At 58.9% G+C, this 25,599-nt stretch carries 30 protein-coding genes; 16 read left to right on the plus strand and 14 right to left on the minus strand.

Annotated features, from left to right (window positions below):
- Positions 1-20: 20 nt before the first annotated feature.
- From Q6L55_10310 to pheA, 4 genes are read right to left on the minus strand one after another with little or no spacing between them, the layout of a single operon-like run.
- Positions 21-494: an MEKHLA domain-containing protein gene (locus tag Q6L55_10310; GenBank protein MEN9259100.1), complete on the minus strand. Its 474-nt coding sequence runs from the start codon at positions 492-494 to the stop codon at positions 21-23.
- Complete coding sequence (locus tag Q6L55_10315) at positions 491-1,135, minus strand: uracil-DNA glycosylase (GenBank protein ID MEN9259101.1); 645 nt, start codon at positions 1,133-1,135, stop codon at positions 491-493. Before Q6L55_10315 ends, Q6L55_10310 begins: the two co-directional genes overlap by 4 nt.
- A 13-nt stretch (positions 1,136-1,148) precedes the next feature.
- Positions 1,149-2,753 (minus strand): mechanosensitive ion channel, encoded by a 1,605-nt coding sequence (locus Q6L55_10320; GenBank protein ID MEN9259102.1) that lies wholly within the window; start codon positions 2,751-2,753, stop codon positions 1,149-1,151.
- A 33-nt stretch (positions 2,754-2,786) separates the two neighbouring features.
- Positions 2,787-3,638: a prephenate dehydratase gene (gene pheA, locus Q6L55_10325; protein MEN9259103.1), complete on the minus strand. Its 852-nt coding sequence runs from the start codon at positions 3,636-3,638 to the stop codon at positions 2,787-2,789.
- Between the two features lie 41 nt (positions 3,639-3,679).
- Here pheA and Q6L55_10330 point away from each other — a divergent pair, with 41 nt between their 5' ends.
- Positions 3,680-4,255 carry a DUF1997 domain-containing protein gene (locus Q6L55_10330; protein MEN9259104.1) on the plus strand — a complete coding sequence of 192 codons (576 nt, stop codon included), beginning with the start codon at positions 3,680-3,682 and terminating at the stop codon, positions 4,253-4,255.
- Here the strand turns inward: Q6L55_10330 and Q6L55_10335 are convergent.
- Positions 4,210-4,821 (minus strand): ribonuclease HII, encoded by a 612-nt coding sequence (locus Q6L55_10335; GenBank protein MEN9259105.1) that lies wholly within the window; start codon positions 4,819-4,821, stop codon positions 4,210-4,212. The two genes, Q6L55_10330 and Q6L55_10335, sit on opposite strands and share 46 nt — an antisense overlap.
- Positions 4,822-4,844: 23 nt before the next feature.
- Here Q6L55_10335 and Q6L55_10340 point away from each other — a divergent pair, with 23 nt between their 5' ends.
- On the plus strand, positions 4,845-5,483 hold the full coding sequence (locus Q6L55_10340) for a DUF1997 domain-containing protein (protein MEN9259106.1): 639 nt from the start codon (positions 4,845-4,847) through the stop codon (positions 5,481-5,483).
- Between the two features lie 3 nt (positions 5,484-5,486).
- Here Q6L55_10340 and Q6L55_10345 read toward each other — a convergent pair whose 3' ends face one another.
- A complete protein-coding gene (locus Q6L55_10345; GenBank protein ID MEN9259107.1) occupies positions 5,487-7,766 on the minus strand; it encodes a cation-translocating P-type ATPase in 2,280 nt (759 codons plus the stop codon).
- 152 nt (positions 7,767-7,918) lie between these two features.
- On the opposite strand from Q6L55_10345, the gene Q6L55_10350 reads away from it, so the two are divergent.
- A complete protein-coding gene (locus Q6L55_10350) occupies positions 7,919-8,398 on the plus strand; it encodes an SRPBCC family protein (protein MEN9259108.1) in 480 nt (159 codons plus the stop codon).
- Here Q6L55_10350 and Q6L55_10355 read toward each other — a convergent pair.
- A complete protein-coding gene (locus tag Q6L55_10355; GenBank protein ID MEN9259109.1) occupies positions 8,395-8,574 on the minus strand; it encodes a hypothetical protein in 180 nt (59 codons plus the stop codon). The two genes, Q6L55_10350 and Q6L55_10355, sit on opposite strands and share 4 nt — an antisense overlap.
- A gap of 30 nt (positions 8,575-8,604) precedes the next feature.
- Positions 8,605-9,192, minus strand: a complete 588-nt coding sequence (leuD, locus tag Q6L55_10360; protein MEN9259110.1) for a 3-isopropylmalate dehydratase small subunit — start codon at positions 9,190-9,192, stop codon at positions 8,605-8,607.
- A 204-nt stretch (positions 9,193-9,396) separates the two neighbouring features.
- Between leuD and Q6L55_10365 the strand changes: the two genes are divergently transcribed.
- The 7 genes from Q6L55_10365 to folP all read left to right on the plus strand — a co-directional run bounded on the left by Q6L55_10365 (position 9,397) and on the right by folP (position 15,316).
- Positions 9,397-10,152: a protein phosphatase 2C domain-containing protein gene (locus Q6L55_10365; protein MEN9259111.1), complete on the plus strand. Its 756-nt coding sequence runs from the start codon at positions 9,397-9,399 to the stop codon at positions 10,150-10,152.
- Positions 10,153-10,187: 35 nt separating this feature from the next.
- Positions 10,188-10,664, plus strand: coding sequence for a DUF4079 domain-containing protein (locus tag Q6L55_10370; protein ID MEN9259112.1), 477 nt, complete (start codon positions 10,188-10,190; stop codon positions 10,662-10,664).
- Between the two features lie 14 nt (positions 10,665-10,678).
- A complete protein-coding gene (locus Q6L55_10375) occupies positions 10,679-11,902 on the plus strand; it encodes a S41 family peptidase (GenBank protein ID MEN9259113.1) in 1,224 nt (407 codons plus the stop codon).
- A 1-nt stretch (position 11,903) separates the two neighbouring features.
- Complete coding sequence (locus Q6L55_10380; protein ID MEN9259114.1) at positions 11,904-13,187, plus strand: homoserine dehydrogenase; 1,284 nt, start codon at positions 11,904-11,906, stop codon at positions 13,185-13,187.
- Positions 13,178-13,474, plus strand: a complete 297-nt coding sequence (locus tag Q6L55_10385) for a hypothetical protein (protein MEN9259115.1) — start codon at positions 13,178-13,180, stop codon at positions 13,472-13,474. The genes Q6L55_10380 and Q6L55_10385 overlap by 10 nt, the downstream gene beginning before the upstream one ends.
- 91 nt (positions 13,475-13,565) lie before the next feature.
- The gene (locus Q6L55_10390) at positions 13,566-14,462 is read left to right on the plus strand and encodes an Hpt domain-containing protein (GenBank protein MEN9259116.1); all 897 of its coding nucleotides are present in this window, start codon (positions 13,566-13,568) and stop codon (positions 14,460-14,462) included.
- On the plus strand, positions 14,462-15,316 hold the full coding sequence (gene folP, locus Q6L55_10395; protein ID MEN9259117.1) for a dihydropteroate synthase: 855 nt from the start codon (positions 14,462-14,464) through the stop codon (positions 15,314-15,316). Before Q6L55_10390 ends, folP begins: the two co-directional genes overlap by 1 nt.
- On the opposite strand, the gene Q6L55_10400 is transcribed toward folP, so the two are convergent.
- Positions 15,273-16,292: a PstS family phosphate ABC transporter substrate-binding protein gene (locus Q6L55_10400; GenBank protein MEN9259118.1), complete on the minus strand. Its 1,020-nt coding sequence runs from the start codon at positions 16,290-16,292 to the stop codon at positions 15,273-15,275. The genes folP and Q6L55_10400 overlap by 44 nt on opposite strands.
- Before the next feature lie 177 nt (positions 16,293-16,469).
- Here Q6L55_10400 and Q6L55_10405 point away from each other — a divergent pair, with 177 nt between their 5' ends.
- Positions 16,470-17,810 (plus strand): class I SAM-dependent methyltransferase, encoded by a 1,341-nt coding sequence (locus Q6L55_10405; protein MEN9259119.1) that lies wholly within the window; start codon positions 16,470-16,472, stop codon positions 17,808-17,810.
- On the opposite strand, the gene Q6L55_10410 is transcribed toward Q6L55_10405, so the two are convergent.
- The 4 genes from Q6L55_10410 to Q6L55_10425 form a co-directional block, all read right to left on the minus strand.
- Positions 17,807-18,115 carry a hypothetical protein gene (locus tag Q6L55_10410; GenBank protein MEN9259120.1) on the minus strand — a complete coding sequence of 103 codons (309 nt, stop codon included), beginning with the start codon at positions 18,113-18,115 and terminating at the stop codon, positions 17,807-17,809. The genes Q6L55_10405 and Q6L55_10410 overlap by 4 nt on opposite strands.
- A 103-nt stretch (positions 18,116-18,218) precedes the next feature.
- Positions 18,219-19,115 carry a TIGR01777 family oxidoreductase gene (locus Q6L55_10415; GenBank protein ID MEN9259121.1) on the minus strand — a complete coding sequence of 299 codons (897 nt, stop codon included), beginning with the start codon at positions 19,113-19,115 and terminating at the stop codon, positions 18,219-18,221.
- The gene (locus Q6L55_10420; protein MEN9259122.1) at positions 19,116-19,679 is read right to left on the minus strand and encodes an alpha/beta hydrolase; all 564 of its coding nucleotides are present in this window, start codon (positions 19,677-19,679) and stop codon (positions 19,116-19,118) included.
- A gap of 10 nt (positions 19,680-19,689) precedes the next feature.
- Complete coding sequence (locus Q6L55_10425) at positions 19,690-20,397, minus strand: response regulator transcription factor (GenBank protein MEN9259123.1); 708 nt, start codon at positions 20,395-20,397, stop codon at positions 19,690-19,692.
- Between the two features lie 153 nt (positions 20,398-20,550).
- Between Q6L55_10425 and def the strand changes: the two genes are divergently transcribed.
- The 5 genes from def to Q6L55_10450 all read left to right on the plus strand — a co-directional run bounded on the left by def (position 20,551) and on the right by Q6L55_10450 (position 24,642).
- Positions 20,551-21,117 carry a peptide deformylase gene (gene def / locus Q6L55_10430; GenBank protein ID MEN9259124.1) on the plus strand — a complete coding sequence of 189 codons (567 nt, stop codon included), beginning with the start codon at positions 20,551-20,553 and terminating at the stop codon, positions 21,115-21,117.
- Positions 21,114-21,314: a hypothetical protein gene (locus Q6L55_10435; protein ID MEN9259125.1), complete on the plus strand. Its 201-nt coding sequence runs from the start codon at positions 21,114-21,116 to the stop codon at positions 21,312-21,314. The genes def and Q6L55_10435 overlap by 4 nt, the downstream gene beginning before the upstream one ends.
- A gap of 149 nt (positions 21,315-21,463) precedes the next feature.
- The gene (locus Q6L55_10440) at positions 21,464-22,738 is read left to right on the plus strand and encodes a bifunctional oligoribonuclease/PAP phosphatase NrnA (protein MEN9259126.1); all 1,275 of its coding nucleotides are present in this window, start codon (positions 21,464-21,466) and stop codon (positions 22,736-22,738) included.
- On the plus strand, positions 22,738-23,496 hold the full coding sequence (locus Q6L55_10445; GenBank protein MEN9259127.1) for a hypothetical protein: 759 nt from the start codon (positions 22,738-22,740) through the stop codon (positions 23,494-23,496). Before Q6L55_10440 ends, Q6L55_10445 begins: the two co-directional genes overlap by 1 nt.
- Positions 23,497-23,574: 78 nt before the next feature.
- The gene (locus Q6L55_10450; protein MEN9259128.1) at positions 23,575-24,642 is read left to right on the plus strand and encodes an aromatic ring-hydroxylating dioxygenase subunit alpha; all 1,068 of its coding nucleotides are present in this window, start codon (positions 23,575-23,577) and stop codon (positions 24,640-24,642) included.
- Here Q6L55_10450 and Q6L55_10455 read toward each other — a convergent pair.
- A partial coding sequence (locus Q6L55_10455; GenBank protein ID MEN9259129.1) for a dihydrolipoamide acetyltransferase family protein occupies positions 24,624-25,599 on the minus strand: 976 nt, incomplete at its 5' end. The two genes, Q6L55_10450 and Q6L55_10455, sit on opposite strands and share 19 nt — an antisense overlap.

A 25,599-nucleotide genomic window follows, 5' to 3' on the forward strand; every position in this document is an offset into this window, starting at 1 on the left:
CACCAGTATTTATCCTATACTCAATCGCACCAGGTCCACTCCCGAAACAGGGCCGCTTGTCCGTAAAACCGACCCTGATCATCCATCACATTCCATAGGACAGCGTTGCGGAATTGGAAGCGTCGTCCCCGGCGGGTGATCCGAATGCCCCCATACCCCTGCGCCCAACCTTGGGTTTTGACCTGGTAGAGCAATTGTGCCCGCTCTGGTTGCAATTCAGGGGCAGCCGAGAGTCGCGACGGTAGGCCAATCCATTGCTCCCAAGTGGTCTCCCACAAATCTAAGGCCCGCCGGTTGCCGTAGTTGAAGCAGGGGTCCGGTTGAGCATCGTGGGAAACCAGCACAAAGGGCGCCTCAAACAAACACTGAGCCAACTCAACAAGATGACTATCGGTGTCCAGCAATTTTTGCCCCATCCAGTGATGAAAACTATAGGCCAGCAAGTGACTATGCCATTGCACAGCTGGATCCTGCCAGGGATATATCCCACTCATGCCCGGGTTAACTCGTCTAATCGCGCCCGCACAGCTTGGATGTCCTGCCACATGAGCCATTTGGGACTGCCGACTTCCCGGGACGGGTTGCGCAGTAAAAAGGCCGGGTGAAAAACGGGCATACACTCGTACCCCTGCCACTGAAACCACTGGCCTCGAATTTTGGTAATCCCCCGCTTGTCCCCCAACACCGCCTGGACCGCCACCGCCCCTGCCAGCAGGATGATTTTGGGATTCACCAAGCGAATTTGCGCCAGTAAGTAGGGTTTGCAGGCGGCCACCTCATCGGGTTCCGGATTGCGATTGCCGGGGGGACGACATTTGATCACATTGCAGATATACACATCCCGCTCGCTATCGAGACGCACCGAGGCCAGGATTTTGTCCAGCAGTTGCCCTGCTTTCCCCACAAACGGCAAACCCGTTTCGTCTTCCTGTTGCCCCGGCGCTTCCCCGATTACCATCAACGGCGCCCGAGGATTGCCCCGGCTGACCACCACATGGGTGCGGGTAGCCGCCAACTTGCATTTGTGACAGCTTTGACAGGCTCGGTTGAGGACCTCCAAGTCGGCGTAGTCCACCGGCGGTGGGGTCACCGTTTCCGACGCCAATTGAAATAAATCCATTTGCTCGCCGGCCATCTCACTCCCCCACCTAGGCGACGTTGTTCATATCCGCCGAACCCGAATTGTCCAGCAATTGGGGCAATAGCTTCTCTATTCCGCGAATATGCACATCCCGCTGGGGAAAAGGAATGGAAATATTGTATTTCTCCAGGCTTTCAACAATGCGGTAGTACAGGTCACTTTTGATGCGATATTGCTCCCGGGGTTCGCAAATCCACACCAGCAGATCAAACATCATAGCGTTTTCGCCGAAGTTGACCAACCAGACCTGGGGCGCCGGATTGGCCAGCACATCGGGATGACGCCGCGCCGCTTCCAATAGGGCTGTGCGCACCGTTTCCACCGGCGAGCCATAGGCCACCCCCACCGGCACGTGCAGACGCGACACCGGACTCCCCAAACTCCAGTTGATCACCTGGTTATCCACAAAGCGGGAGTTGGGCACAATGATAGACACGCGGTCTAGGGTGCGAATTTCCGTGGTGCGGGTGCCGATGCGTTCCACTGTCCCCTGCAAATCCCCCACATTGATAAAATCCCCCACCTGAATCGGCCGCTCTAGGGTAATGATCAAACCGCTAATGAAGTTATTGGCCGTGTTTTGCAACCCGAAACCGATCCCCACCCCCAGGACACTAGCCAGTAGGGTTAAGGACGTGACATCTAAGCCCCAAATTTGCAATAGGATGATGGACCCCAGCAGCACCAGCGTATAGCGCGTCAAAACCGCCACCACTTCCCGTACCCGCTGGTCCGCTCCCGCCATTTGCAACACCCGGGATTTGAGCAGACCCGCCAGGGTGCCCGACAGGGTCCACAACAGCACAAACAGCACCAAAAAGATGAGCAAATCCAGGAGGGAATACCCCCGGTTGCCCAAGGTGACCATCGGTGTCGTTAAACCCACCACCAGGGAACGCACCACGTGGTAGCGGGCAATGCGAATCACGGGAAACAAATCGGTGATGTACAGCAAAACTGCCAGCCAGATGCCGCTTTGGACGCCGATGAACCCCATCTGGCTAATTAAGCGCAAGGTGCCTTCCAAATGGGGCGCCCGGGTGTGGAGAAAGCGGGTGAGATAGCGGACAAACCAACGCCGCAGGGCATTCAAGGCCATGTGCCCCAACCCGGCCAGGGTTAAGGTCACCAGGACAAAGGCCAGGGCTTTCGACCGGTAGGCGGCTGTGCGCTCGTACTGGGCCTGTTGCAGGGCATTTTGAATCTCCTGTTGCCAGATTTCCGCCTGCACCCGCGCCGAACGGCCCCCTTGGCCAATGTCTGCCTGGGTCACGGTGAGTAAATGCTGGCCGTTTAAGCGCAATGTCCACTGGTTGGTGCTGGGGTCAACCACAATGTCCACCACCGGCGGTTGATCGGGATTGGCCTGCCACTGTTCAATGGCCCGCGCCAGTTGGTGATTGGCCCATTCCGCCCGCTCAACGCCCGGTACGTTCCCGGAATCCCGCAGGTCAAATAGGGGCCGACCGTCCACCACCACCGCCGCCACCCGCCGGGAAAGCCATTGGGGCACAGGCCGAAGTTGGGCACTGACCGACGTTACGGCCAGAAGCCACCATACCCCTGTTAGCACCAGCACCACAGCCAACCAGCGACGCCCAGGGCCTAGCATGACCAGCAGTTATCAGTCAACGTTATTCCCAGTCTAGCCTAGGTCCTTGTCCCTGCCGGTAATTACCCGCTGAATACCGTAGCTGCCGTAATTGCACAAGCGGCTGGTTTCGGCTGCCAGGGCCTGGATGGCTTCCTGAATGGCCGGTTCCGTTTGCGCCCCCTCTAAATCCACCGAAAAAAAATACTCCCCCAACCCCCGGCGCGTGGGCCGAGATTCGATGCGACTGAGATTGATCCCCCGCCGGGCAAAGTGGGCCAGAGCTTGCACCAATGCCCCCGGCCGATTCTCCGGCACGCTAAATGCCAGGGTCGTATGACTGCCCACCGTCTGGAACCGGGAACCCACCACCCAAAACCGGGTGAGGTTATCAGCAGCCAGATCCGTCGCCAGCACCTGTAAATCCAGGGATTGGGCCGCTCGGGGGGACACAATCGCCGCTGCTTGGGGTTCGTTTTGCACATACTGTAGGGCTTCCGCCGTCGAACGAGTGGGTAACCAGGGCACGTGGGGCAAATGGTCCTCCAGCCAGTACTGGCATTGCCCGAGGGCTTGGGGATGGGAATAGACCCGCTGCACCTGGGCCAGATCGGTACACCGGCTGACCAGCACGTGATAGACGGGCAAAATCAACCCCTGCTGGATATACAGATGGGGCAACTGCCAGAGCATGTCCAGGGTGATGCTGACGCTGCCTTCCAAGGAATTTTCCACCGGCACCACGCCGTAATCCGCTTCCCCCCGCGCCACGCTGTGTAACACCTGGGCAATGGTGCTGGTAGCTAACCAACGGGGCTGGGACCACTGCTGACCAAAGGCCTGGGCCGCCATTTCACTGTAGGTGCCCGCCGGACCGAGATAGGCAATGCAGGGGGAGGGGTCCATCAGTGTTAAGATAAGTTACAAGACAACCGGTAGGATAACGTATGTTGGTGCATTTTCAGGCCCAGGAGTCGGTAACCATACCGGTTCCCCGCCAGCCTATTCCCATTGAACATTACTTGCGACAGCCCCGGCGCCTGGTCTATGCCATTGCCGACCCCCGTCAGGTGGAGGAGTTGGGGGACCAAGTGTATCGCCTGAAGATGCGGCCCCGCACGTTTTTTTCTTTTACCATTCAGCCGGTGGTGGATGTACGGGTTTGGACCGAGCCGTCCCATATCCTGCGGTTGCAGTCGGTGGGGTGCGAAATTCGGGGGGTGCCCTACATTAACCGACGGTTTCGTTTGCACCTAACCGGAACGTTGCAGGCGGTGCGGTCGGCCCGCTGCTCATCTTTGGTGGGCCATGCCCATTTGCAAGTGGAAGTGGATGTGCCACCTCCTTTGAACTTGATGCCTAAGCCGGTGGTGGAGGCGGCGGGGGATAGTCTGCTGGCCAGCGTGCTGGGGCTGATTAAACAGCAGCTTACCCGCCAGTTGATGGCCGATTATCAGCAGTGGGTTGCCAGTGTCACTCAGGCGGAAACGGAAACCCCTAGCAACTTGGCCTGGGAGACCTGACAGGGGAGAAACGAGAGCCGGTGGATGCTGCTGGGACCGTAGCGTTGCAGGGCCTGGCGATGCGTGGGGCTGGCGTAGCCTTTGTTACGGGCCAGGTCATAAACGGGATATTCGCGGCTGAGTCGGCATAGGTATTCGTCTCGCCAGACCTTGGCCAAAACACTGGCGGCGGCAATGGGGATTTCCCGCCGGTCGCCCTCGATTACCGTCCGTTGGGGATGGGGTAGGTCGGGAATGGGGTGGTTGCCATCCACCAAACAGAGGTCGGGGGTGACCGGGATGGCGGCAATAGCCCGGCGCATGGCCAGCAGGGTGGCCTGGAGAATGTTCAGGGCGTCGATTTCCCAGGGTTCGGCCCAGGCAATGTGCCACGCAAGGGCCATATCCTGAATCTGGGGCGCCCAACGCTGCCGTTGCTGGGACGACAGTTGTTTGCTCTCCCGCAGTCCCAAACGCCGCAAGTAGGCTTCCCCCGCCTGATCCAGGACGACGGCGGCGCAGACCACCGGACCGCACAGGGCACCCCGTCCTACTTCGTCAACCCCCAGGCGCAGGTGGGTTAGCATGGGCACAACGACCGGCCGAACGTATGGATGAGTTTACCGCCTTCTACAGCACCTTTAGCGACTATATGCCTATGTATGCGCCGGTGGCGGTGGTGGGTCGGTATTTGGACGCCCATCACGAGTGGTTCCGGCGCTGCGCCCATCCCATTGAAGCTGAGCCGATAGGGGCAACGGGTTATGCCCTGAAACTGGGGCGCTATGGGGCGCTGGGCTACGAACTGGAACCCTGCATCGGGTTAGATTTACTGCCGGCCGAGCAGCAGACCTACCGGATTCGCACGATCCCTGTACCGGGGGTGACTCCCCAGGACTACCGGGTGGACTTCCAGGCCAGTTTGACCCTGGTGGAAACGCCGGTACCGGCCGAGGTGCAAGCCGAATTGCCAGATTTGCCGGTCATGACCCGGGTGGAATGGGTGCTGGATTTGGGGGTCGAGGTGCGCTTTCCGGCTTTTATCCGAGCGCTGCCCGAATCCCTGGTACAGCGCACCGGCGACCTGTTGCTCTGGCAGGTGGTGCGTCAGATTTCGCGCCGGCTGACCCGTCGCGTCCAGGAGGATTTTCACCACAGTCAGGGGTTACCCGTACCCCGTCCAACCCATCAGTTTCGCTGGCGTCACCGACCTGCACGCTCCCCAGCCAATCAACCCAGCCGGGGTTGAACCCTACCCCGGGGCTGTGGAGCTAGGACGCCCGGAAGGTAGGGGTGGGGATGTCCCCCTGTCTGGAAGTAACTGGGGAGCGGGCGCCGGCGGGCGCAGGGTCAGGGAGTTCAGCACCACTGCCAGGGAACTCAAGGCCATCAATCCCGCCGCCGATGTGGGTTCCAGCACCCAGCCCCAGGGCAGAAACACCCCCGCCGCCCAGGGAATGGCAATCAAGTTGTAGAGAAAGGCCCACGCCAAGTTTTGGTAAATGGTGGTCAGGGTTCGTCGGCTGAGTTCCAGGGCGGCCACCACATCCCCTAGGTCATTGTGGATCAGGACAATAGCGGCGCTTTCTAGGGCCACCTGCGTACCCCGCGCCAGAGCTATCCCCACCTGTGCGGCTACCAGGGCCGGGGCATCATTACTGCCATCCCCCACCACCGCCACCCGGTGACCCTGCTGTTGCCAACGACGGACCCAAGCGACCTTGTCCGCCGGCAAAAGGCCCCCCTGGACCTGTTCTGATGTTAAACCCAGTACCTGCGCCAAATGCGCCACCACCTCGGGACGGTCACCGCTGAGGACGCGCACCTGTAGTCCCTGGTCCTGAAGCCACCGCACCACCGCCTGGGCCTCCGGACGCACCTGGTCCCGCAGCAACCAAATGCCCACCGGCTGCCCGGCAATTTGCAAGGCCACCACCGTCTGCCCTGGCGCCAGGGTTACAGGCAAAGGCATTCCATCCGGCCACCGGCCCAACTGCACCGGGTAACCCTCCACCTGAGCCGTTACCCCTATCCCCGGCTGCGGACGGACTTCCTCGATTGTCCACTGGCGGGTGACTGCCGGCGCTCCCTGGCGAATTCCCACCGCCAAGGGATGGGTACTGCCCCATTCCAACTGGGCGGCCAATTGCCAGAGTTCGTCCCTATTGGCCACCAGGGGATGGGGTTGTAGCAGATACACCTGCTCCACCTGGGGTTGGCCCTGGGTGAGGGTGCCTGTTTTGTCAAACACCACCAAGTCCACGGCCACCACCTGCTCTAGGATGTCGCCCCCGCGAATGAGTAGGCCCCGCTGCGCCCCCCGCGTGAGGCCCACCAGGATGGCCATCGGTGTGGCTAATCCCAAGGCGCAGGGACAAGCCACCACCAGCACCGCCACTACCCGGTGAATGGCCACTAGCCAGGGATGGTACATATCGGGCCACCACGCCGGTGCCACCATCCCCCAAAACAGCAACGTCATACCGGCTATGGCCAGCACCAGGTAGGTAAACCAACCGGCAATCCGGTCGGCAATGCCCTGCACCGGCGCCTTGCGGGCTTGAGCCGTCAGGACCAGGTTAATGATTTGCCCCAGGCGCGTTTCTGCTCCCGTGGCCGTAACCTCCACCACCACCGTATCCGTGACATTGACGGTGCCGCTATAAACCGGATCACCGGGTTGGTGCAACACCGGCAGGGATTCCCCCGTCAAGGTGGCCTGGTCCACCAGGGTGATTCCTTCGCAAATCACTCCATCCACCGGAAAGGTCTCACCGGGTAGCACCTGCACTTTCTGACCCTTTTGCACCTGCACCAAGGGCACCGGTTCCCATACCCCCTGGGCCGTGAGCAGGCGGGCCACCGGCGGTTGCAGAGCCACCAACGCCGCCAGGGCTTGGCCGGCCCGTTGTCGCGCCCGTCCCTCCAGGACTTGCCCTAGGGCCATCAGCGTAATCACCATCACCACTTCGTAGAAAAACCGGTCCCATCCCCAATCAGGCCGGAGCCAGGCGGCAATCCCCCCCAGGTAGGCCACACTTACCCCCAGCCCCACCAGACTGTACATGGTTGGTGTGCCTGCCCGCCAGCTTTGCCAGCCGGAAACCAGCATGTCTCGCCCCGGCAACAGCAGCGCCGCCGTCGCCAGCAACCATTCCGCCAGGGGTTCGTGCAGCCAGGGCCAGTGGTGATGCCCCCAGGGCGAGTGCCCCAAGGCCGCCAGTGCCAGCAAGCCTAGGGAGATCAGCAGATGTCCGGTGGACCCACTCGGTGCCCCTGTTGATCGGCTCCACAGGCTGTGGGGACGACTGGGGTATCCCTTCTGGGTCAAAAACTGGGCCAATTTTTCCGGCATGACTTGAGTCACATCCGCCACCACCTGGGCCTGCCGAGTTGCCAGATTCACCGTCACCGCCAAAACACCGGGATAGCTGCGCAAATGTTGTTCGACGGCACGCACGCAACTGGCGCATTTGAGGCCTTCGATGTCCAACACTAGGTTTTGCGTGGCCGGTGGCGCCGCCGTATTCATCGCTGCTGCTCCTAGAAACATATCCCTTGTTCCAGTCTAGCCAAGGGCCTGGCCGGGCATTCATATACATCTGTTGCAAATCGTCCACCGGCAGCAGTCAAAGGCCAAAGCCCGTCCTAGAATGGGAAAGATGAACCCTGGGAGGCACAGGAATGGTCATACGCTGGCCCAAACCACAGGCACGCAAAATTGCCATGACCTACTATGCCCTGAGCAGTGCCCCGGTGGAGCAAATCTGGCAAAAACTGGCGAACCTAGCGGATTTGTCCTGGCATCCCCTGGTAACCCGTCCCCATGTGCCCTGGGGGCTGCTGCCCAAACCGGGTTTACTCTACGAAGCCATGTCCCGGCTGTTCCCGGTGCGGGTGCGGATTTTTGTCGAGCGAGTTCAGCAGCAGCAACTCCTGAGCGTGCGGGTGTTTGCCTTGCCGGGGGTAGAAGAGCGGGTGACCTATCAAGTGCAATCTACAGTTTGCGGCACCCAAATTTCCTATTCCATCACCCTACAGGGATGGCTCTCACCCCTGGTCTGGTCGGTGATCCGCCCCCGAGCTGCCCAGGTTGCCCGGCAGTTGGCCCGCGCCGCCGAAGGTCAGCTCCCCTCCTCCTGGGATGGTATGTCGGTCATCTAGGTCACCGCGTCGGGAAAGGTTTGGGCAAATTCCGCCAGGAGGTCGTCCATCTCCTCCAGCGCCTGGGTCACATCAATCCGTAGGGTGCCCAGCTCCGGTTGGGCCAACAGTTGCAGCAGGATGTCCCGTTTGCTCTGGATAGCCCGAATGCGCTGCTGGAGTTCCTGCTTGTCCATGGCACTGCCTCGTGGATTTCCCCTCTGAATCTAGGCGATTTTAGCGCACTTGTCCAGCCGGGCGGCCGTCGCCAGGATTGCTTCTCGATGAGCCAGCAGTTGCCCACAGGCGTCCCAAGTTCCCTGCACCAGCGCCCGTTGCGCCCCGGCCTCCATGTGGACGGACCAGGTTTGGGGGCCATTGGTCAAAGTGAGGGCCTGTACATCTAAGGTCCACTGTTGGTCGGGCCGCTCCTGAATTTGCCGCTGCAGGGTGCGAATCACTGCGGCGCTGGCGGTGACAATGGGCATCCCCAAGGCCAGGCAATTCCCGGCGAAAATCTCGGCGAAACTTTCCCCCACTATAGCCCGAATCCCCCAGCGGCGAAGGGCTTGCGGTGCATGTTCCCGACTGGACCCACAGCCGAAGTTGGCATTGACCACCAAAATGACGGCGCCCTGATATTGGGGTTGGTCGAAGGGGTGGTTGCCCGGCGCCCGGTCATCGGCAAACACATGGGCACCTAAACCGTCAAAGGTCACACATCGCAAGAACCGGGCCGGAATTATCCGGTCGGTGTCAATGTCGTTGCCCACCAGGGGAATTGCCCGACCGATCACCCGCAGGATAGGGGTCATTAGGGTTTCACCCAACTTACAACGGTATCTATTCAAGCAAAAAACCGACCCCAGCAGCGGACCGGCTTGGGCCGTACCACCAGTTCCAAGCGGTTATTTCCGTAGTTTTACGGAGAGGTCAGCGACGGCTTTCTGTCATGATGGCAGCGTAGGATAGCCCTGGAACGTCGCTGTTATTCGGGTTCTAAGGAGCCTGTCGCCGGCATGGCCAACCTACCGTTGTGTTTTAGTGGCCTGACCCATCCCGGTCTGGTGCGCCAGCGCAATGAAGATGCTTACTACCTTGACCCCCAGGGACGTTTCTTCATGGTGGCGGACGGCATGGGCGGCTATGCGGGGGGCGAACGGGCCAGCCAGATCGTTGTGTCCCTGCTGTCCCTCTACCTAGACACTTACTGGGAACAGGGGCCTTCTATACCGGAGCTGATCCAGCAGGCGGTGAAACGGGCCAATGCCCATCTGCTGGCGGAACAGGCGGCTCAGCCCACCCTGGCCGATATGGGGACTACCCTGGTGTTGTTGTGTTGCGGTCAGGGGCACCAGGCTTGGTTTTGCCACGTGGGGGATTCACGGCTCTACCGGTGGCGCCACAACCAACTGGAACAGCTCACCCAAGACCACACCTGGGTGGCCCAGGCGATCGCTGCGGGAGCGTTGTCGCCGGCCCAGGCCCGGACCCATCCCTGGCGCCATCTCCTGACCCAGTGCCTCGGGCGGGAGGATTTGCAGCCGGTGGTGGTGCAGGACCTGACCCTGGAGCCGGGGGATTGCTATCTGCTGTGCAGCGATGGGTTGACCGAAGAGGTGTTCGACTGGGAAATTGCGGCCATTCTGCGGCGCCAGTGTTCGCCTGAGTGGACGGTTCGGGCCCTGATTGATGCAGCTTGCCAGCGGGGGGGACGGGACAACATCACCGCTGTGGTGGTGCAGGTACCTGTTTCCGAAGCAACCCCGGGTTAATGCGCTATCGTAAAAGCTAGCAAGGAGGATCGCCCATGGACGCGCAAGTGCGGATGTGGTTACAGCCCATCGCCGATTTTTTCAACGGTCTACCCATACCTGACGTGGTGGTGCATTGGGGACACCCGGTGATGATGGGGATTGTGTTGGTGTTTATGGGCAGCTTTACGGCGATAACCGGGTGGCGGGGACGCCTGGCGACGGACCCTCAAGTGGCGCAACGGGCCTGGCAGGAACATCGCCGGTTGGTGCCCTGGCTGTACCTGTTCCTGGCCCTGGGCTATAGCGGCGGGTTGCTCTCCCTGATCATGCAAGGACAGGAGATTTTCCACAGCGCCCATTTTGTTACCGGTACCCTAGTGCTGGCGGGCTTGACCCTCAATGCCCTTTTGGCCCTGGCGATGAAAGTCCAACCGGTAACCCGTACCCTGCATGCCTACGTGGGCAGTGCGACCCTGGCGGTGGCGGCTATCCACATGGCCCTGGGAGTACAGTTGGGCTGGTCATTTTAGTTAGGAAATTCCACATGCACCTGGTCTGGGGCTGTTTATTGGGATTGGCGTTATGGCTGGCTGGTGGGATGGCGCCTGCTGTGGCCTTAACAGATGCCCAGCGGTTGGTAGTGGAGGTGTGGCACATTATCAACCGCGCCTACGTGGACCCCACCTTCAATGGTCACAATTGGCAACAAGTGCGGCAGGCAGCCCTACAGCAACCGTTGGAAACCATGGCCCAGGCCACCCAGGTGATTCAGGACATGCTACGCCAACTGGATGACCCTTTTACCCGCCTGTTGCCCCGTCAGCAGTACCGTACCCTCCAGACCACCACTGCCGGGGAACTGACGGGGGTGGGCCTACAAATCGTTCTGGATACAGAGCGACAGGTTCCCCTGGTGGTAGCGCCCATTCCCGGTTCCCCCGCGGCCCAGGCCGGGATTCAAAGTCACGACCGGATTGTGGCCATTGACGGGGAACCTACCCAGGGAATGGACATGGAAGCCGCCGCCAGCCGCCTACGCGGATCCCCCGGTACAACAGTAACCTTGACCCTGGAACGGGGTGACCGGCGGTGGACGGTGACCCTGGCGCGGCAGCGGGTGACCTTACCGTCGGTGGCCTGGGAGGTACGCCCCGGCGGGATTGGTTACATCCAGCTCAGTCAATTCAGCGCCAGTTCGGCGGCGGAGATGGCGCGGGCGATCCGCGAGTTGGAAGCCCAGGGGGTGCGGGGTTATATTCTGGATTTGCGCAACAATCCGGGGGGCCTTTTCCAAGCCGGGTTGGACATTGCCCAGGAGTGGCTCAACGAGGGGCCGGTGGTCTATACCGTAGGCCGCGAGGGGGGCGCAACCGAATTCTCCGCCAGTGGCCAGGCCTTGACGAATAAACCCCTGGTGGTGCTGATTAACCACGGCACGGCCAGCGCCAGTGAGATCCTGGCGGGAGCGTTACAGGACCATCACCGGGCCTACCTGGTGGGGGAGACCACCTTTGGCAAGGGCTTGATCCAGTCCATTTTTCCCCTGAGCAACGGCGATGGCCTGGCCGTCTCGGTCGCCCGTTACGAGACCCCGGCCCACCACAACATTCACCGGCGAGGCATTGTGCCCGACCAGGTGGTACCCGCACCCCCCGATGGCATGACCAGCCTGGAGCAAGACCCCCAGTACCAGGCGGCGGTGGCTTGGCTGGACCGTTACTTAGCGCAGGCATCAGGCTCTATCCTGGAGAAAGGGTCGCAGGGGTGACATGGAAAAAATCCACGTGGGTTTGCTGGGGCTGGGAACGGTAGGGGCAGGCGTGGCCGAAATTTTGCTGGACCCGCAGGGCCGTCATCCCCTTTTGGCCGACCTGGTGTTGCGGCGGGTGGGGGTGCGTTCCCTGCACAAGCCCCGGGCATTGCATTTACCGGCGGGCTTACTCACCACGGATTTGGTGGGTCTGGTGCAGGACCCGGACATCCACATTGTGGTGGAGGTGATGGGGGGCCTAGAGCCGGCGCGCAGTTTAATCCTACAGGCCATTCAGCAGGGCAAGCACGTGGTCACAGCCAACAAGGCGGTCCTGGCGCGCTATGGGTCAGAACTGTGGCAGGCGGCCCAGGAAAAAGGGGTGTATGTGCTGATGGAGGGGGCCGTTGGCGGGGGGATTCCCATCATTCATCCTTTGAAGCAGGCCCTGGGGGCCAACCGATTGACGCGGGTTTTGGGCATTGTCAACGGCACCACCAATTTCATCCTCACCCAGATGGAGGAAGGGGGGATGGATTTTGCCACGGCCCTGGCCACAGCCCAATCCCTAGGCTACGCCGAAGCGGACCCCCGGGCTGATGTGGATGGGGAAGACGCGGCGGACAAAATTGCCATCCTGGCGACCTTGGCGTTTGGGGTGCAGGTGGTGCGGGAGGAGGTTTACTGCGAGGGCATCGGCGGCATCGAACCCGTGGATTTGCAGTACGCCGAACGGTTGGGTTTTCGGGTGAAGTTACTGGCCCTGGCCCAGCGGCAGGGGGAATTTTTGGACATTCGTGTCCACCCCACCTTGATCCATCGCAGTCATCCGCTGGCGGCGGTTCAGGGGGTGCAAAACGCGATCGTTTTGGGGGGGGAGCCGGTAGGGGAGGTGATGCTCCAGGGGCCAGGGGCCGGGGCCGGGCCAACCGCCAGTGCTGTGGTGGGGGATATCGTGAATGTGGCAGCTACCCTGCGGGCCAATTCCGGGTATCATCCCTTGTTGGGGACCACCGGCACGGTGCCGACCCGACGTTTACCCATGGATGAGGTGCACACCCGTTTCTACACCCGTGTTTTGGCCCAGGACCGACCCGGGGTGATTGGCCAGCTAGGGACGAGTTTTGGCCGCCATGGGGTGAGCCTGGAGTCGGTGGTGCAAATCGGTCGCCGGGAAGAGTTGGCCGAGATTGTCGTCGTTACGCACCAGGTGCGGGAGGGGGATTTTTGGTTAGCACTGGAGGAGATTCGCCAGTGTGCGGCGGTAACGGCCATTCCCACGGTGCTACGGGTTTGGTCGTAGAAGACCCGCAACTGCAGGAGATTCAGGACCTGGTACGGGCGGCGGCCCGGGCGCGGGAGGGTAATGTTACCGCTTTGTTGGCCCTGTTGCGCTTGTTGGAAGCCCTGCACCGGGAAATCGAAACGGGGCCATTTAATGAGGCGCTGCCCCAAACCCGCCGGGATTTGTACAACCTATTGCTGGATATGGAGGCCCATGGGGGGTGGCCCTACATCTATCGCCGCAGCCTTGAGAGTCTATTGACCCACCTACGGGAGACCGAGGCCTTGACCGATACCTCGGAATGAAATATTGTCTCCCCAGTACCCCTTTGCGGGAAAATAACGGTACACTGATGCCATAGCCCCGTGCCTCCACGCCGTCGAAGGGAGAGTGGTCATGCTACCGGAACAGCAGCGCAAAATCTTAATGTACTTCATTGAAGAGGCCAAGGAACATTTGCAGACCCTGGAGCAGGGATTAATGAATCTCCAGACCCACTCCCGCAACAGTGAAATGGTCAACGAAATGTTCCGTGCCGCCCATTCCATCAAAGGGGGAGCGGCCATGTTAGGTTACGACAGCATTCGCCGCACGGCCCACCGGCTGGAGGACTGCCTGAAAATTGTCAAGGAGCATCCGGAAACCCAAGTGGACCACGAGGTGGAGGATTTATTTTTACAGGGTTTTGAAACGTTGGAAGAGTTAATTCAACATCTGGAACGGGGGGATTTCTCTGAGGAAATGGGGCAACTAGCCCTGCAAAAAGCTGAACCCATTTTTGGCCTGCTACAACAGCGTCTAACCGGGGTGCCTGTTGAGGGGCAACCCACGGTTCCGGCCAACTTTTCCAAGCAAGTGTTGGCCATCCTGCGGCAGATATTGGAACTGGTTAAACAGGGGGGTGGTCCAGACGGGGCGCAACAGGTTGCGGCACTATGCGGTCGGTTAGGGGCGCTGGCGCCAGCAATTCCCACCTGGCAAACCCTCATCCAAACTGCTCAGAAGGCCGTGACCAACCCCCGTGTACCCTTAACCAAAATTGCCAGTGTAGTCATCAACGAACTCAAACAGGCCAGCGAACTGATTCAACAAGGGAAAAGTCAGCAAGTGGCTCCTAGTGCGTTGCTCTGCCGCCTTGCCGGTGTTGAGGCAGCTCCCCCTGCCGCACCCCAACAGATCACGATTCCCCTGGAACCCCGGGAGGCGGCCAGACTGTTAATTGACCACTTTGACCCGGCGCAACTGAGCATTCTGGCCAAATTGCTGGTCCAAGCCCTACGTCGTCCCGCCTGATGTCGTTCATCTGGGGCCAACGCACCTATCTCATGGGCATTGTCAACGTCACCCCCGACAGTTTCAGTGACGGTGGCGATTACTTTGCGCCGGAATTGGCCATCGCCCACGGGCAGAGACTGGTGGCGGAAGGAGCCGATATTTTGGATATTGGCGGCCAATCCACCCGACCCGGTGCGGAGATCATCCCCCTGGAGGAGGAATTGCGGCGCGTGATCCCCGTCATTACCGCTCTTGCCCAGACCGTTACCGTTCCCCTTTCTGTGGATACCACCCGGGCAGAGGTTGCCGCCCAAGCCCTAGCTGCAGGGGCCACCTGGGTCAACGACGTATCCGGCGGCACCGACGACCCCGACCTTTTAGCGGTAGCCGCCCAGGCAGGCGCAACAGTAGTACTGATGCATCGGCGGGGCACCCCCAAAACCATGCAAAGCCTGACCCACTACGACGACCTGATCGGAGAAATTCGCGATTTTTTAGGACGGCAAGTTGATCAAGCCCGGCAACTGGGCATCCAACAAATTGTGATTGACCCCGGCATTGGTTTTGCCAAGGATGTCAGCCAAAACCTCACCATTTTGCGGGAGCTACACCAATTCAAAACCCTCAATTGCCCCATTTTGGTCGGTCCTTCCCGCAAAAGTTTTATTGGGCATATCCTCAACCAACCCGACCCCAAACAGCGGGTATGGGGAACCGCCGCCGCCTGTTGTGCCGCCATTGCCCACGGGGCCGACATTGTGCGGGTACACGACGTAGCGGCCATGAAACAAGTCACCCAAGTTGCCGATGCCATCTGGCGAGAACGCCTTACTGAAAACTCGCCTGCTTACGCAGTAACTCCTCCAGGGTGAGGTCAAAATCCGCCTGTCCGGCAAATACCGTACCCACTTCCTGGCGGTAAAACGTCACCGACGCCAAATGGTAATGTTCCTCCGTCAGGGGAATATAGCCCACTTGGGGGACGATTTTGGGGGCATTTTTCAGGTAAAAATCCACAAAGTCCTTGAGCACTTGCTTTTCTTGGGCTTTGGCGGCGTTGACATAAATAAACAGGGGGCGCGTTAAGGGACGGTAGCGATAAAGCAACACATTTTCTCGAGTTGGGGCCACCGGTCCTTTGCCGTTGTCAATGGGCACCGCCTTCATCTTGTCCTTATTTTTTTCGTAGTAGGCCAACCCAAAATAACCCAGGGCGTTAGGGTCCCGGACAATGGCCTGAACCAGAATGTTGTCATCTTCGCTGAACACCACATCCTTGCGGATGGCATCCACCTGGCCGACAATGGCTTCGGCGAAATAATCAAACGTACCCGAATCAACCCCTGGGCTAAAGAGATGCAAAGGCCGGTCAGGGAAGGTAGCCCGTACCTGGCTCCAGCGCTTCATTTTCCCCTCCGCCGCCGGCTCCCAAATTGTTCGCAACTCCTGTACCGTTAAGTAATCCACCCAATCATTTTGTCGGTTGACCACCACGGTCAGGGCATCAAAGGCGATAGGCAGTTCGATATACCGCACATTGTTGCGATTACATAAATTCATTTCCGTGCGATTGATAGGACGGGAAGCATTAGCTATATCTATTTTGCCCTCGCAGAACTGGCGAAATCCGCCCGTGGTACCCGAAAATTGGACTGTTAATTCTAAAGATGGTGGTTTGGTTTGCCGAAAGGCCTCGGCCACCGCCTTGCTAATAGGATAAACAGTACTGGAACCATCAATGACAATCCTAGCCGGCTTAGTCGAACCACCCCCATTACACCCCCATATCCACAGGAGTAAGCTCACCAACAAAGCCCCTATCCGGCATCGTCGGCTCCAGCGCCACATCCCCGTTTCCCCCCCCCTAGTGAACCCACGCTTCCATGAATAACCCAGCGTTGATCTCCTGTCAAGCCGGGAGGCAGAAAATTTCCGATTTTTTTAAGTTCAATTTAGGGATCAAGCCTATCTTCTTTCTGATATTCTAGGTAGAGTAGATGGGCAAGTGGGTGGTCCGGGCAGAACATGGATGAGATTTTGGAAAAAATACGGCGGCAATTTGATTACGGACCTTATCCCCGTATTCCTATCGATAAATCCCCCAAGGATGACCTGGATACCCTATTCATACACGACTTCACCACACCCTACTACCTACGCTATCACCAACTACCACCTCAGAATGTCACGATTTTAGATGCCGGTTGCGGTTCGGGTTACAAGGCGTTGGCGCTGGCCCTGGCCAATCCAGAAGCAAGAGTTGTTGGCATTGATTTATCGGAACAGTCGGTGGAACTGGCCCGCAAACGACTGGAATTCCATCAGATTACCAACTGTGAGTTTCACGTTCTCAGGATTGAGGATGTAGGTGAACTGGGGCTCACTTTTGATTACATCAACTGTGATGAGGTATTGACATTAGTGCCGGACCCGGTTCCCATTTTGACAGCCCTGAAAAACGTGCTCAAACCCCAGGGGATTCTGCGGGTGAATGTCCACAACCTCTACCAACGACGCTTCTTTTTTCAGGCCCAGGAGCTTTTTGGGTTGCTGGGATTGATGGAAAACAATCCTGAGGAGTTGGAAGTGCAAACAGCCTATGAAATCCTGGATCAGCTTTCTGACCAAACCTACCTCAAGAAAGCTACCTGGAACCGCCAGATATTGGGAAGTAAATCCATATCTAATGAAAAGTTAAGCGAAAAAGGCACAGAGTTTATTCTTATGAACTACTTACTCCAAGGAGATAAGGGTTATACCATCCCCCAACTCTTCTCTTTTCTGGAGGCAGCGGGGCTGGTGTTTATCGAAATGGTGCGCTGGCCCAAGTGGCGACTGCCATCCCTGTTCAAGGACCCCCAGAATTTACCCACGGCCATATCCCTGGCCATTGATGGTGCTAGTCCTGCGGAGGTTTTGCACCTGGTGAATTTGATCCACTGCGGTGAACGTCTGCTGGATATCTGGTGTGGACATCCCTACGAGCAAAGCCCTGAGCCTGTGCCGGATCAGGCGCTGGTTTCTCTGCATCCCCAACTGCGTCATGAGCGGGTCAAGGCGGCCTGGCAGTCCAACCTTCAAAATGGTTTACCCCTGGTGATTTCGGATTATTTGAAGGTACCGGCGCAGGGGATATTCCAAGTTGAAGAAGTCCAGGTGGATGCGATTGCTTTGGGAGCGCTGTGGCCATTGTTTGAAGGACCACAACCTTTTTCCCGTTTGCTACAAAGATGGTTGCAACTGTATCCCCGGGATTTACTAACGATGGAACCAACCACGGAAGCGAGAGCCAGCACTATGCTGCGGGAGCTGTTGTTATTTTTGCAGCGTTATCTGTATGTGTTATTGACGCCGGCCTCAAGTTAATCATCCAGGGCAGCCGTTAGCAGTGCACCGCCGATAAAGACGCCCACTAGGGGTAAGGGGCAGTGACTCCACCAACTACCGATTAATGCTGCGAAACTGAGCACGCTGGTCAAACCCAAGGCCCAACGTTCTTGGGGGGATAGGCCGTACGTGGCCTTCAGTTGCTGGAGGACCTCTTCAGGGATGGGAACTGGCATCACGGCCTGCGGAGGAAAGGCCCAATAGGTGCCCTCAACGGCCATCCATTCACTCCAGCCGTGTTCCCGACACCAGCGGTCAATCCACGCATCGGCCCAACGTTTCATCCGGTTGCTCTCCCTGCCCTCTCTGGCTCTAACCTAGCAAGGTGGCCGGGTCTTTGCAGCGCATCCCCAAAGGACTGTAATGAATCGTTATGTTGGGTTTAGGTTAGGTGCCGGACCCCAGGATGTCTCGCAGGGCTGGCTCTAGGGTGGGGTATTGGTAAGTAAAACCCATGGCCTGCACCCGCTCCGGCAACACCCGCTGGCCAGTTAAGATGACCTGGGCTGCATCCCCCAGCAATAACTCCAAAACCACAGCCGGCACCGGTAACCAGGACGGGCGTTGCAGGACTTGTCCTAGGGTTTGGCAAAATTCCGCCATACGGACCGGTTCAGGCGCCGTGGCGTTGTAAACACCGGACCACCGTTCGTCTTGCAGCGCCGTGCCAATCAGATTCACCATGTCGTCTTGATGAATCCAGGCAAACCATTGGCGTCCAGAACCAATTGGCCCCCCTAAAAACGCCCGAAATGGCGGCAGAATGCGGCGAATTGCACCGCCTAACCCCAGCACAATGCCGATGCGAAAAATGACCAACCGCACTCCCAAATCCTGCACCGGCAGGGCGGCCTGCTCCCAGGCTTGACACACCTGGGCCAAAAAGTCGTCCCCCGGTGGACTGGTTTCCGTAAACGTAGCCGTTTCGCTGGTGCCATAGTAACCAATGGCGGAGGCGTTGATGAGCACCGACGGGCGCCGGGGGGCTTGGGCAATTGCTGCCACCAGCCGTTGGGTTCCCCCCACCCGACTGTCCCGGATGGCCTGTTTGCGGGTCGGCGTCCATCGTCCGATGATGGGTTCCCCCGCCAGATTCACCACCCCGTCACACCCCTGTACAGCGGTGGCGACCTCTGTCCAGGGAAAGACTTGGGCCTGGGGGAACAACGCCTGCGCCCGATCCGGTGAACGGGTCAGCACCCGCACCGTTTCCCCCTCGGCCAACAACCGCTGGACCAGGCGAGCGCCAATAAATCCCGTGGCCCCCGTGACCAAAACAATCATCTAGCGTGGCGTGGGGAGTAACCCGCCCCCGAGTAACCGTTGTAGGTCGAACCCCTGCTGACCAAAGCGCAAGAGGGCCGGAATATCCAGGTTGATTTCCCGAGCCGGGTAGGCCTCCAGCACATTCACCAGCCCAAACCCGTCCCGATCCCGAAAGCCCCCCTGCTCCCGGGGAATAGATGCCAAGATAATCGCCCCCTTCAGACCGGGCATCACCGACGGGGCCTGATTGGGCAAAAACAGGGGAGGAATTTGCATCAATAGCTGTTCCACTGGGGGAGAGTCCACCAGGCGAATGACGCGCCGGGGTTCCAGGGGGATTTTAAACCGCAACACCTGCTCAAAGGCTTGCCGTTCCCTTTCCGGCAGTAGCCGCAACGTGCGCTGCAAATCCGGTGAAAGCTCGTTTTTATCCACAAACCGCCGTAAATCCGGCACCGAAATCCGGGCTACCTCAAAGATGTTGAACCAAAAATTGACGGTTTGAGCCGCCTGGGCCGGCGCTGCCATAGTCCCCACCACCAGGGGCACAGCCAATCCCCACCCCCACTGCTTGAGACGCATTCTGTTCACCTCACCGTTCTTCATGACCTATCATAGCCCGGTCGGTTCCCGCCACCACTAAACCATACCCGCGCCCGTATACTGTCTGGATCAGGGGGGACTCCCCGGGGGCCTCCAACTTGCGGCGCAGCAACCGGATGTGGGCGGCCAGGAGATTCCGGTCCGGCTGTTCCCCCGGCCACAACCAGGCCAGCAACTGGTTATGGGACAGGACTTGCCCCGGCTGTTGCATCAACAGGGCCAACAGTTGGGTCTCCTTTTCCGACAGGACAATGGCCCGTTCTCCCCGGTAGGCCAACCGTTGATCCGGCAACAGCACCAGGTCCCCCACCGTCAAGCGCGTTGCCGGAGCCACAGGGGTTGGTCGGCGCAACAAAGCCCGCACCCGCGCAGCCAATTCGGCAAAGGCAAAGGGTTTCACCAGGTAGTCATCGGCGCCCGCATCCAGCCCCTGTACCCGGTCGGTCACCCCGTCGCGGGCCGTCAGGAACAGCACTGGTGTGGTGATCCCTTCGCGCCGGAGCCGCTGGCATAGACTCAGCCCGTCTAACCGGGGCAACATCCAGTCCAGAATCAGCAGATCGTAGTAATGCTGTTTCGCCAGCCCATAGGCGGTTTCACCGTCCCGTACCAGGACCACCCGGTAACCCTGTTGCTCCAGCAGAGCCGTCAAGGGTTCCGCTAAATCCAGGTCATCCTCAACCAGCAACAATGACATGGCCATTGGTTCACCGCATCGCCGGAGTCTTGATGTAGCTGTTAGGACAGTGATTGAGCAGCATGTTTCCGGTGGTCGTCGGCGTCGGTTGGGCGAGACGATCTAACCCCATGCTACAGTAGGAAACAGCAAATGGCCGATGAGTGAACCCCTATGACAGTCACGACCCTGCCGGTCGAAAAAACTAAATTGGCGAAGCCGCCTTTGCAGGTGGAATTACTAGGTAGTAAGGTGTTGCGGCAGAACGCCAAGCGGGTAACCCAGGTGAACCAGGAACTGCGGGACCTGGCAGTGCAGATGTTGCAAACCATGTACAGCCGGGAGGGTATCGGTTTGGCTGCGCCCCAGGTGGGGATCCTCAAGCAGGTGATTGTGGTGGACACAGAACCGGACAATGCTGCTACTCCGCCCTTGGTCTTGGTGAATCCTGTAATCGAGGCCCAGAGCGTCGAGCTGGTGACGGGTGAAGAGGGTTGTTTGAGTATTCCGGGGGTCTTTTTACCGGTGAAACGGCCGGCCCAGGTAACCGTCAGCTATAAGGATGAGTGGGGGAAATTGCACCGGCGGGAATTCCGGGATTTGCTGGCGCGGGTGGTGTTACACGAGATGGATCATTTGCAGGGGGTGATGTTCGTGGACCGGGTGGAGAACCCATTGGCGCTGGCGCGGGAGTTGAGCAAACACCGGTTTTCCCTGGCGGATGTACGGCGGGTGCGATGAGTCCCTTGACACCGGTCAGTGGCCTGTTTTTGGCAGGCGCTTGCGTAGCAGCCATTGCCGCCGTGGGGTGTGTGTTTGAATTGGGCTACGGGCAACCGCGACTGGGGGCGCCTTTGACCTGGGGGATTCTGGTCCTGAGCGCACCGGCGACGGTTGTTTGTTTCTGGGCAGCGGTGCGGTCGGCGCGGCAGGAGTAGGGGCGTCGCCAGCGGTTCATTCTGGGTTAGGATAGAAATCAAAGAGAGTCCTAGGAGAAACTCAGCCAAGGGATGGCGTAAACTAGGATCAGGGGCAAGAGGAGATGGCACAGTGTGTGCCTACCTGTTGACTTGTCCTGGGTGAATTTATGGGTACCGAACCGACAGAGTCTCCCTATCCACAACCGACGACGGAAGCGCAGCCGATGGAGGCATCGCCTATGCCAACCGGTGAAACGGGTGAAGGTATTTTGGTGGTTCCGCCAGCCAACGGCCAAGGCTCAAATGGCTTAGTCATTCCCACGCGGGCGCGTCAGTTCCATGACCACCGGTTGGAGGAGTTTCACCGGGTCTTGACCAGACACAGCGGCGAACGGCATCTGGTGATTTTACAGGATTTTCCGGACCCCGATGCCTTGTCCTCCGCCTGGGCCTATGCCTTGATTGCCCAACAGTACGACATTCGCTGCGACCTGGTGTACACCGGCATTATCAGCCACCAGGAGAACATTGCCCTGGTGAAATTGACGGGGATGCCCGTGCAAAATTGGTCGCCCACGACCCTCAAGGACCGGGATTGGGGTTGTTACCAGGGGTGTGTGTTTATTGATAATCAGGGGGCGACCAGTCAGTTGACGCCCTGGGTGCAGCAGATGCAGTTGCCGGTCATTGCGGTCATTGACCACCATTCCCAGGGAGAAATGACGGCGGAGTTTGTGGATATCCGTCCCAATATCAAGGCCACGGCCACCATTCTCACCCAGTATCTGCAAGGGGAGTTGCTGGTGCTTGACCGTAACGTGACCGAGCATGTCAAGTGTGCCACGGCGCTGATCCATGGGATTCGATCGGATACGCAGGCCTTACTCCAGGCCCAGGAGGAGGATTTGTTGGCGGTGGCCTACCTCACCCGCTATCACGACCCGCAGTTGTTGCGCTCCATCCTACAGGTCAACCGCAGTAAGCAGGCGATGGATGTGATCGAACGGGCGTTGAAAAACCGGATGATCCAGAACAATTTTTCCCTGTCGGGGGTGGGTTACCTGCGCTATGACGCCCGGGATGCGATTCCCCAAGCGGCGGATTTTCTAGTCACGGAGGACAATGTCCATACGGCGGTCGTCTATGGGATTGTCTATGACAAGGACCGGGAACGGGAGTTGGTGATCGGTTCCCTACGGACCACGAAATTGACCCTGGACCCGGACGAATTTTTGAAGGAAGCCTTTGGCCATGACCCCCAGGGGCGATTTTTTGGGGGTGGACGTTCCCAGGCGGGTGGTTTTGAAATTCCCATGGGCTTCTTGGCCGGCTTAAACGACAATCCCAATTACGCCAATTTGAAGTGGGAGGTGTACGACACCCAGATCAAGCAAAAGCTGCTGCGTTTGATTAACCCGGACCGACCGGCGCCGGTGACCTAATGACCTGGCAATTTCTGTTGCAACGGCAGGACGCGCCTCGGCAGGATTGTTGGTTAAAGAGTGGGCGGTCCTTGCAGCCGGGAGTTTATCGTTTGTGGGGACGGACCCAGGGGCTAAGGGCGGTCACCGTGGAGTGGTTTTGGCCGACGGCGAGAGGACGTCAACAGTGGCGGCGACGACGGGTGATGGTCAACCGACGGGGCTTGGCCCTGTTGCTCCCCTGGACCTATTGGGAAGCGGGCGTTTACCGGCTGCGCTGTTGGACGGGGGAAAAACCCAGTCGCACCTGGGAGTCTTGGGGGGATGGCCTAAGTTGGCAAGTGACGGCGAAACCCGCCAGTCCCCACATCCTGGCGTTACACTGGCGCTACCGCTGTCAATTTCCCTGGCATCAGACGCTGCAACTGCGGGGATGGGTCACCCGGGGCCAGGCCCTATCCTTTCGGCTTCAGGACCCCTTGCAAGGGGCGTTGGTGATGCAGGTGCAACAGCCCTTATCAACCCCTGGACCTGGTCTTGTCCCTTTCTGTTTTGATCTGGCCATCCCCACCCATTTGTACCAGCGGGTCCTCCTCGGGGTGGTTGAGGTTTTGGGAACCCCTTTGCAGCAGGAATTGTTACTAGCCAATCCCCTGGTGCCCATCCGTTTGACTCCCCAGTTGGCCGTCGAACCCTGTTCTTTAGCCGATCTGGCGCAACAAGCTGGGCAAATTCTGCAGCGACACCCACCGTTCCCCCCTTTGGCCCGCTCAGGTTAAATCACCCCATCCTTTCCCTGCATAAAATACGGCCTTAAGTGTTATCCTAGGGGCATTGAGGAGTGCGATGACCATCCAATGAATCCATCGGCGGCTGTACCTCGGCCGGAGGTTGTTAGAACGGCAGCAATCGGTCTTCATCATTGGTACGCGGTTGCCCTCAGTAGTGAACTGAAGAAAAACCCCTTGACCGTACAACTTTGGTACCAAAACATAGTGTTGTTTCGTAATCAGAAGGGGGAAGTTTGTGCTTTAGAAAATCGCTGCCCGCACCGGGGTGTGCAACTCAGTAGCGGCTATGTGCAAGGGGATGATATTGTTTGTGTTTATCACGGTTGGAAATTTGATCGCCAGGGCCACTGTGTGGAGATTCCTTATCTACAGGATCATCAGAAATTACCTCCCTGTCGCATTCGCAGTTATCCCGTTCAGGAGAGACATGGATTTATTTGGGTTTTCCCCGGTGACCCAACCCAGGCCCAGCGGGTGTCCATACCAGACCTAGGGGAATGGGAACATCTCAACTACGTGGTGAGCGTAGCACCGTTCCATTTCCGGGGCCATTTTTCCTTCCTGGTGGAAAACCTGATGGACATGTACCACGGCCATTTACACCGTCACTTTCAACCCTGGGGCCATGCTATTTTGCGCAAAAAACATAACGGGCCGGGTTGGGTCGAAGCGGAATACCAGGCCGAATGTTATTTTCGGGTCAATCGTCCCTGGTCGGTCATCCAGTTATTTATTCCGCCCTTGCGCCGTCCCTTTTTGACCCCCCTAATCGTGCGCTATGAATATCCCCATTGGCACGCTTGGCTCGGCCAGGATTTTCACCTGTATTGTTTGATAGCGCCGGTGAGCACGACAGAAACTCGGGCCTATTTGGTGCATACGGTTTCCCTAGGGGCTTTCCGGAATTTGCACCGGTTACCGGTGTGGTTTCGCCGCTGGGTCAAAAATAGTTGTTTTAACGCAGCCCGCGGCTTTTTACGGGGCCTCCTGCGGGAGGATATGGTGATGATGGAGCAGGAACAGCAGGCCTACTTACGGGACCCCCGGCGGCGCTTGTGGGAAGTGAATCCGGTGATTGGGGCGGTACAGAAATTGATCGTCCAGCAAGCCCAGGGTTACAGGACCAGCGATTGAGTATCAGTTTCGATCAGCTTGGCTAGGTCCTGAAGGAACGCCGCCGCGTGCGCCCCGTAGATGACCCGGTGGTCACAAGTAATGGTCACCCGCATGCGCCGCCGCACCGCGATACAGCCCTCATCCCAGGCCACTACCTCCGGCTGGGCAGCACCGACGGCCAAAATTGCTCCCTGATTCGGGGGTAAAATTGCATCGAACTGCTCTACACCAAACATGCCCAGGTTCGACAGGGTAAAGGTGCCGCTGGTGTACTCCTGGGGTTGGAGTTGTTTGGCCCGCGCCCGTTGCACCAGGTCCTGCCAGGTACGGGACAGGCTGTAGATGTCCTGCTGGTGGGGGTTGGCCAGCACCGGGGTAATCAAGCCGCCGTCTTCCATGGCTACGGCCACCGCCACGTGGATACCCGCCGGCTGGTGAATCCCCTGTTCCGTATAGCGACTGTTGAGCAGGGGATGCTTGACCAGGGTCAGGGCGACCGCCTTGGCCAGCAGAGCCGTCATGGTCACCCCTTTGCCCTTGATTTGCCGATACAGGGCGTCGAGGGCGTCGGTGGTGATGGCATAGGTCACCCGGAACACCGGCACCGATAGACTGGCCACCATATTGCGTACCACCGCCTGTTGCAGGGTATTGAGGGGGGTCAAGGTGCCGCCTTCGAACACGGGCTGAGCTGGGGGAGTGACCGGTTGGGGAGCAGGCATGGCCGGGGGTGTCACCGGTACGCTAGGCCGGGGCGAAACCACCTTCAGCACATCCTCCGCCGTGATGCGTCCATAGGGACCAGTGCCCTGGATTTGTCGCAGATCGATTTGGTGTTCCTGGGCTAGTTTCCTGGCCCGGGGCGAGGCCACCACCCGTCCATTGGTGCGGCTGGAAGTCGCTGGCTCTGGTTGGCTGACGGCTATTGGCTCTGGCGCTGGGGTAGCTGGCGTGGCCCCTCTTTTCAGCTCAGCT

The sequence above is a fragment of the Gloeomargarita sp. SRBZ-1_bins_9 genome, from assembly GCA_039794565.1.
Lineage (GTDB): Bacteria > Cyanobacteriota > Cyanobacteriia > Gloeomargaritales > Gloeomargaritaceae > Gloeomargarita.

Bases quoted from the DNA above. Each gene is read 5' to 3' on its own strand.
- Q6L55_10355 (MEN9259109.1), bottom strand. From the start codon at position 8,574: ATGGACAAGCAGGAACTCCAGCAGCGCATTCGGGCTATCCAGAGCAAA.
- Q6L55_10390 (MEN9259116.1), top strand. From the start codon at position 13,566: ATGCTACCGGAACAGCAGCGCAAAATCTTAATGTACTTCATTGAAGAG.
- Q6L55_10410 (MEN9259120.1), bottom strand. From the start codon at position 18,115: ATGAAACGTTGGGCCGATGCGTGGATTGACCGCTGGTGTCGGGAACAC.
- Q6L55_10405 (MEN9259119.1), top strand. From the start codon at position 16,470: ATGGATGAGATTTTGGAAAAAATACGGCGGCAATTTGATTACGGACCT.
- Q6L55_10310 (MEN9259100.1), bottom strand. From the start codon at position 494: ATGAGTGGGATATATCCCTGGCAGGATCCAGCTGTGCAATGGCATAGT.
- Q6L55_10350 (MEN9259108.1), top strand. From the start codon at position 7,919: ATGGTCATACGCTGGCCCAAACCACAGGCACGCAAAATTGCCATGACC.
- Q6L55_10380 (MEN9259114.1), top strand. From the start codon at position 11,904: ATGGAAAAAATCCACGTGGGTTTGCTGGGGCTGGGAACGGTAGGGGCA.
- def (MEN9259124.1), top strand. From the start codon at position 20,551: ATGACAGTCACGACCCTGCCGGTCGAAAAAACTAAATTGGCGAAGCCG.
- Q6L55_10320 (MEN9259102.1), bottom strand. From the start codon at position 2,753: ATGCTAGGCCCTGGGCGTCGCTGGTTGGCTGTGGTGCTGGTGCTAACA.
- folP (MEN9259117.1), top strand. From the start codon at position 14,462: ATGTCGTTCATCTGGGGCCAACGCACCTATCTCATGGGCATTGTCAAC.
- Q6L55_10330 (MEN9259104.1), top strand. From the start codon at position 3,680: ATGTTGGTGCATTTTCAGGCCCAGGAGTCGGTAACCATACCGGTTCCC.
- Q6L55_10420 (MEN9259122.1), bottom strand. From the start codon at position 19,679: ATGCGTCTCAAGCAGTGGGGGTGGGGATTGGCTGTGCCCCTGGTGGTG.
- Q6L55_10345 (MEN9259107.1), bottom strand. From the start codon at position 7,766: ATGAATACGGCGGCGCCACCGGCCACGCAAAACCTAGTGTTGGACATC.
- Q6L55_10425 (MEN9259123.1), bottom strand. From the start codon at position 20,397: ATGTCATTGTTGCTGGTTGAGGATGACCTGGATTTAGCGGAACCCTTG.
- leuD (MEN9259110.1), bottom strand. From the start codon at position 9,192: ATGACCCCTATCCTGCGGGTGATCGGTCGGGCAATTCCCCTGGTGGGC.
- Q6L55_10375 (MEN9259113.1), top strand. From the start codon at position 10,679: ATGCACCTGGTCTGGGGCTGTTTATTGGGATTGGCGTTATGGCTGGCT.
- Q6L55_10365 (MEN9259111.1), top strand. From the start codon at position 9,397: ATGGCCAACCTACCGTTGTGTTTTAGTGGCCTGACCCATCCCGGTCTG.
- Q6L55_10315 (MEN9259101.1), bottom strand. From the start codon at position 1,135: ATGGCCGGCGAGCAAATGGATTTATTTCAATTGGCGTCGGAAACGGTG.
- Q6L55_10340 (MEN9259106.1), top strand. From the start codon at position 4,845: ATGGATGAGTTTACCGCCTTCTACAGCACCTTTAGCGACTATATGCCT.
- Q6L55_10415 (MEN9259121.1), bottom strand. From the start codon at position 19,115: ATGATTGTTTTGGTCACGGGGGCCACGGGATTTATTGGCGCTCGCCTG.
- Q6L55_10335 (MEN9259105.1), bottom strand. From the start codon at position 4,821: ATGCTAACCCACCTGCGCCTGGGGGTTGACGAAGTAGGACGGGGTGCC.
- Q6L55_10450 (MEN9259128.1), top strand. From the start codon at position 23,575: ATGAATCCATCGGCGGCTGTACCTCGGCCGGAGGTTGTTAGAACGGCA.
- Q6L55_10445 (MEN9259127.1), top strand. From the start codon at position 22,738: ATGACCTGGCAATTTCTGTTGCAACGGCAGGACGCGCCTCGGCAGGAT.
- Q6L55_10400 (MEN9259118.1), bottom strand. From the start codon at position 16,292: ATGTGGCGCTGGAGCCGACGATGCCGGATAGGGGCTTTGTTGGTGAGC.
- Q6L55_10440 (MEN9259126.1), top strand. From the start codon at position 21,464: ATGGGTACCGAACCGACAGAGTCTCCCTATCCACAACCGACGACGGAA.
- Q6L55_10435 (MEN9259125.1), top strand. From the start codon at position 21,114: ATGAGTCCCTTGACACCGGTCAGTGGCCTGTTTTTGGCAGGCGCTTGC.
- Q6L55_10370 (MEN9259112.1), top strand. From the start codon at position 10,188: ATGGACGCGCAAGTGCGGATGTGGTTACAGCCCATCGCCGATTTTTTC.
- pheA (MEN9259103.1), bottom strand. From the start codon at position 3,638: ATGGACCCCTCCCCCTGCATTGCCTATCTCGGTCCGGCGGGCACCTAC.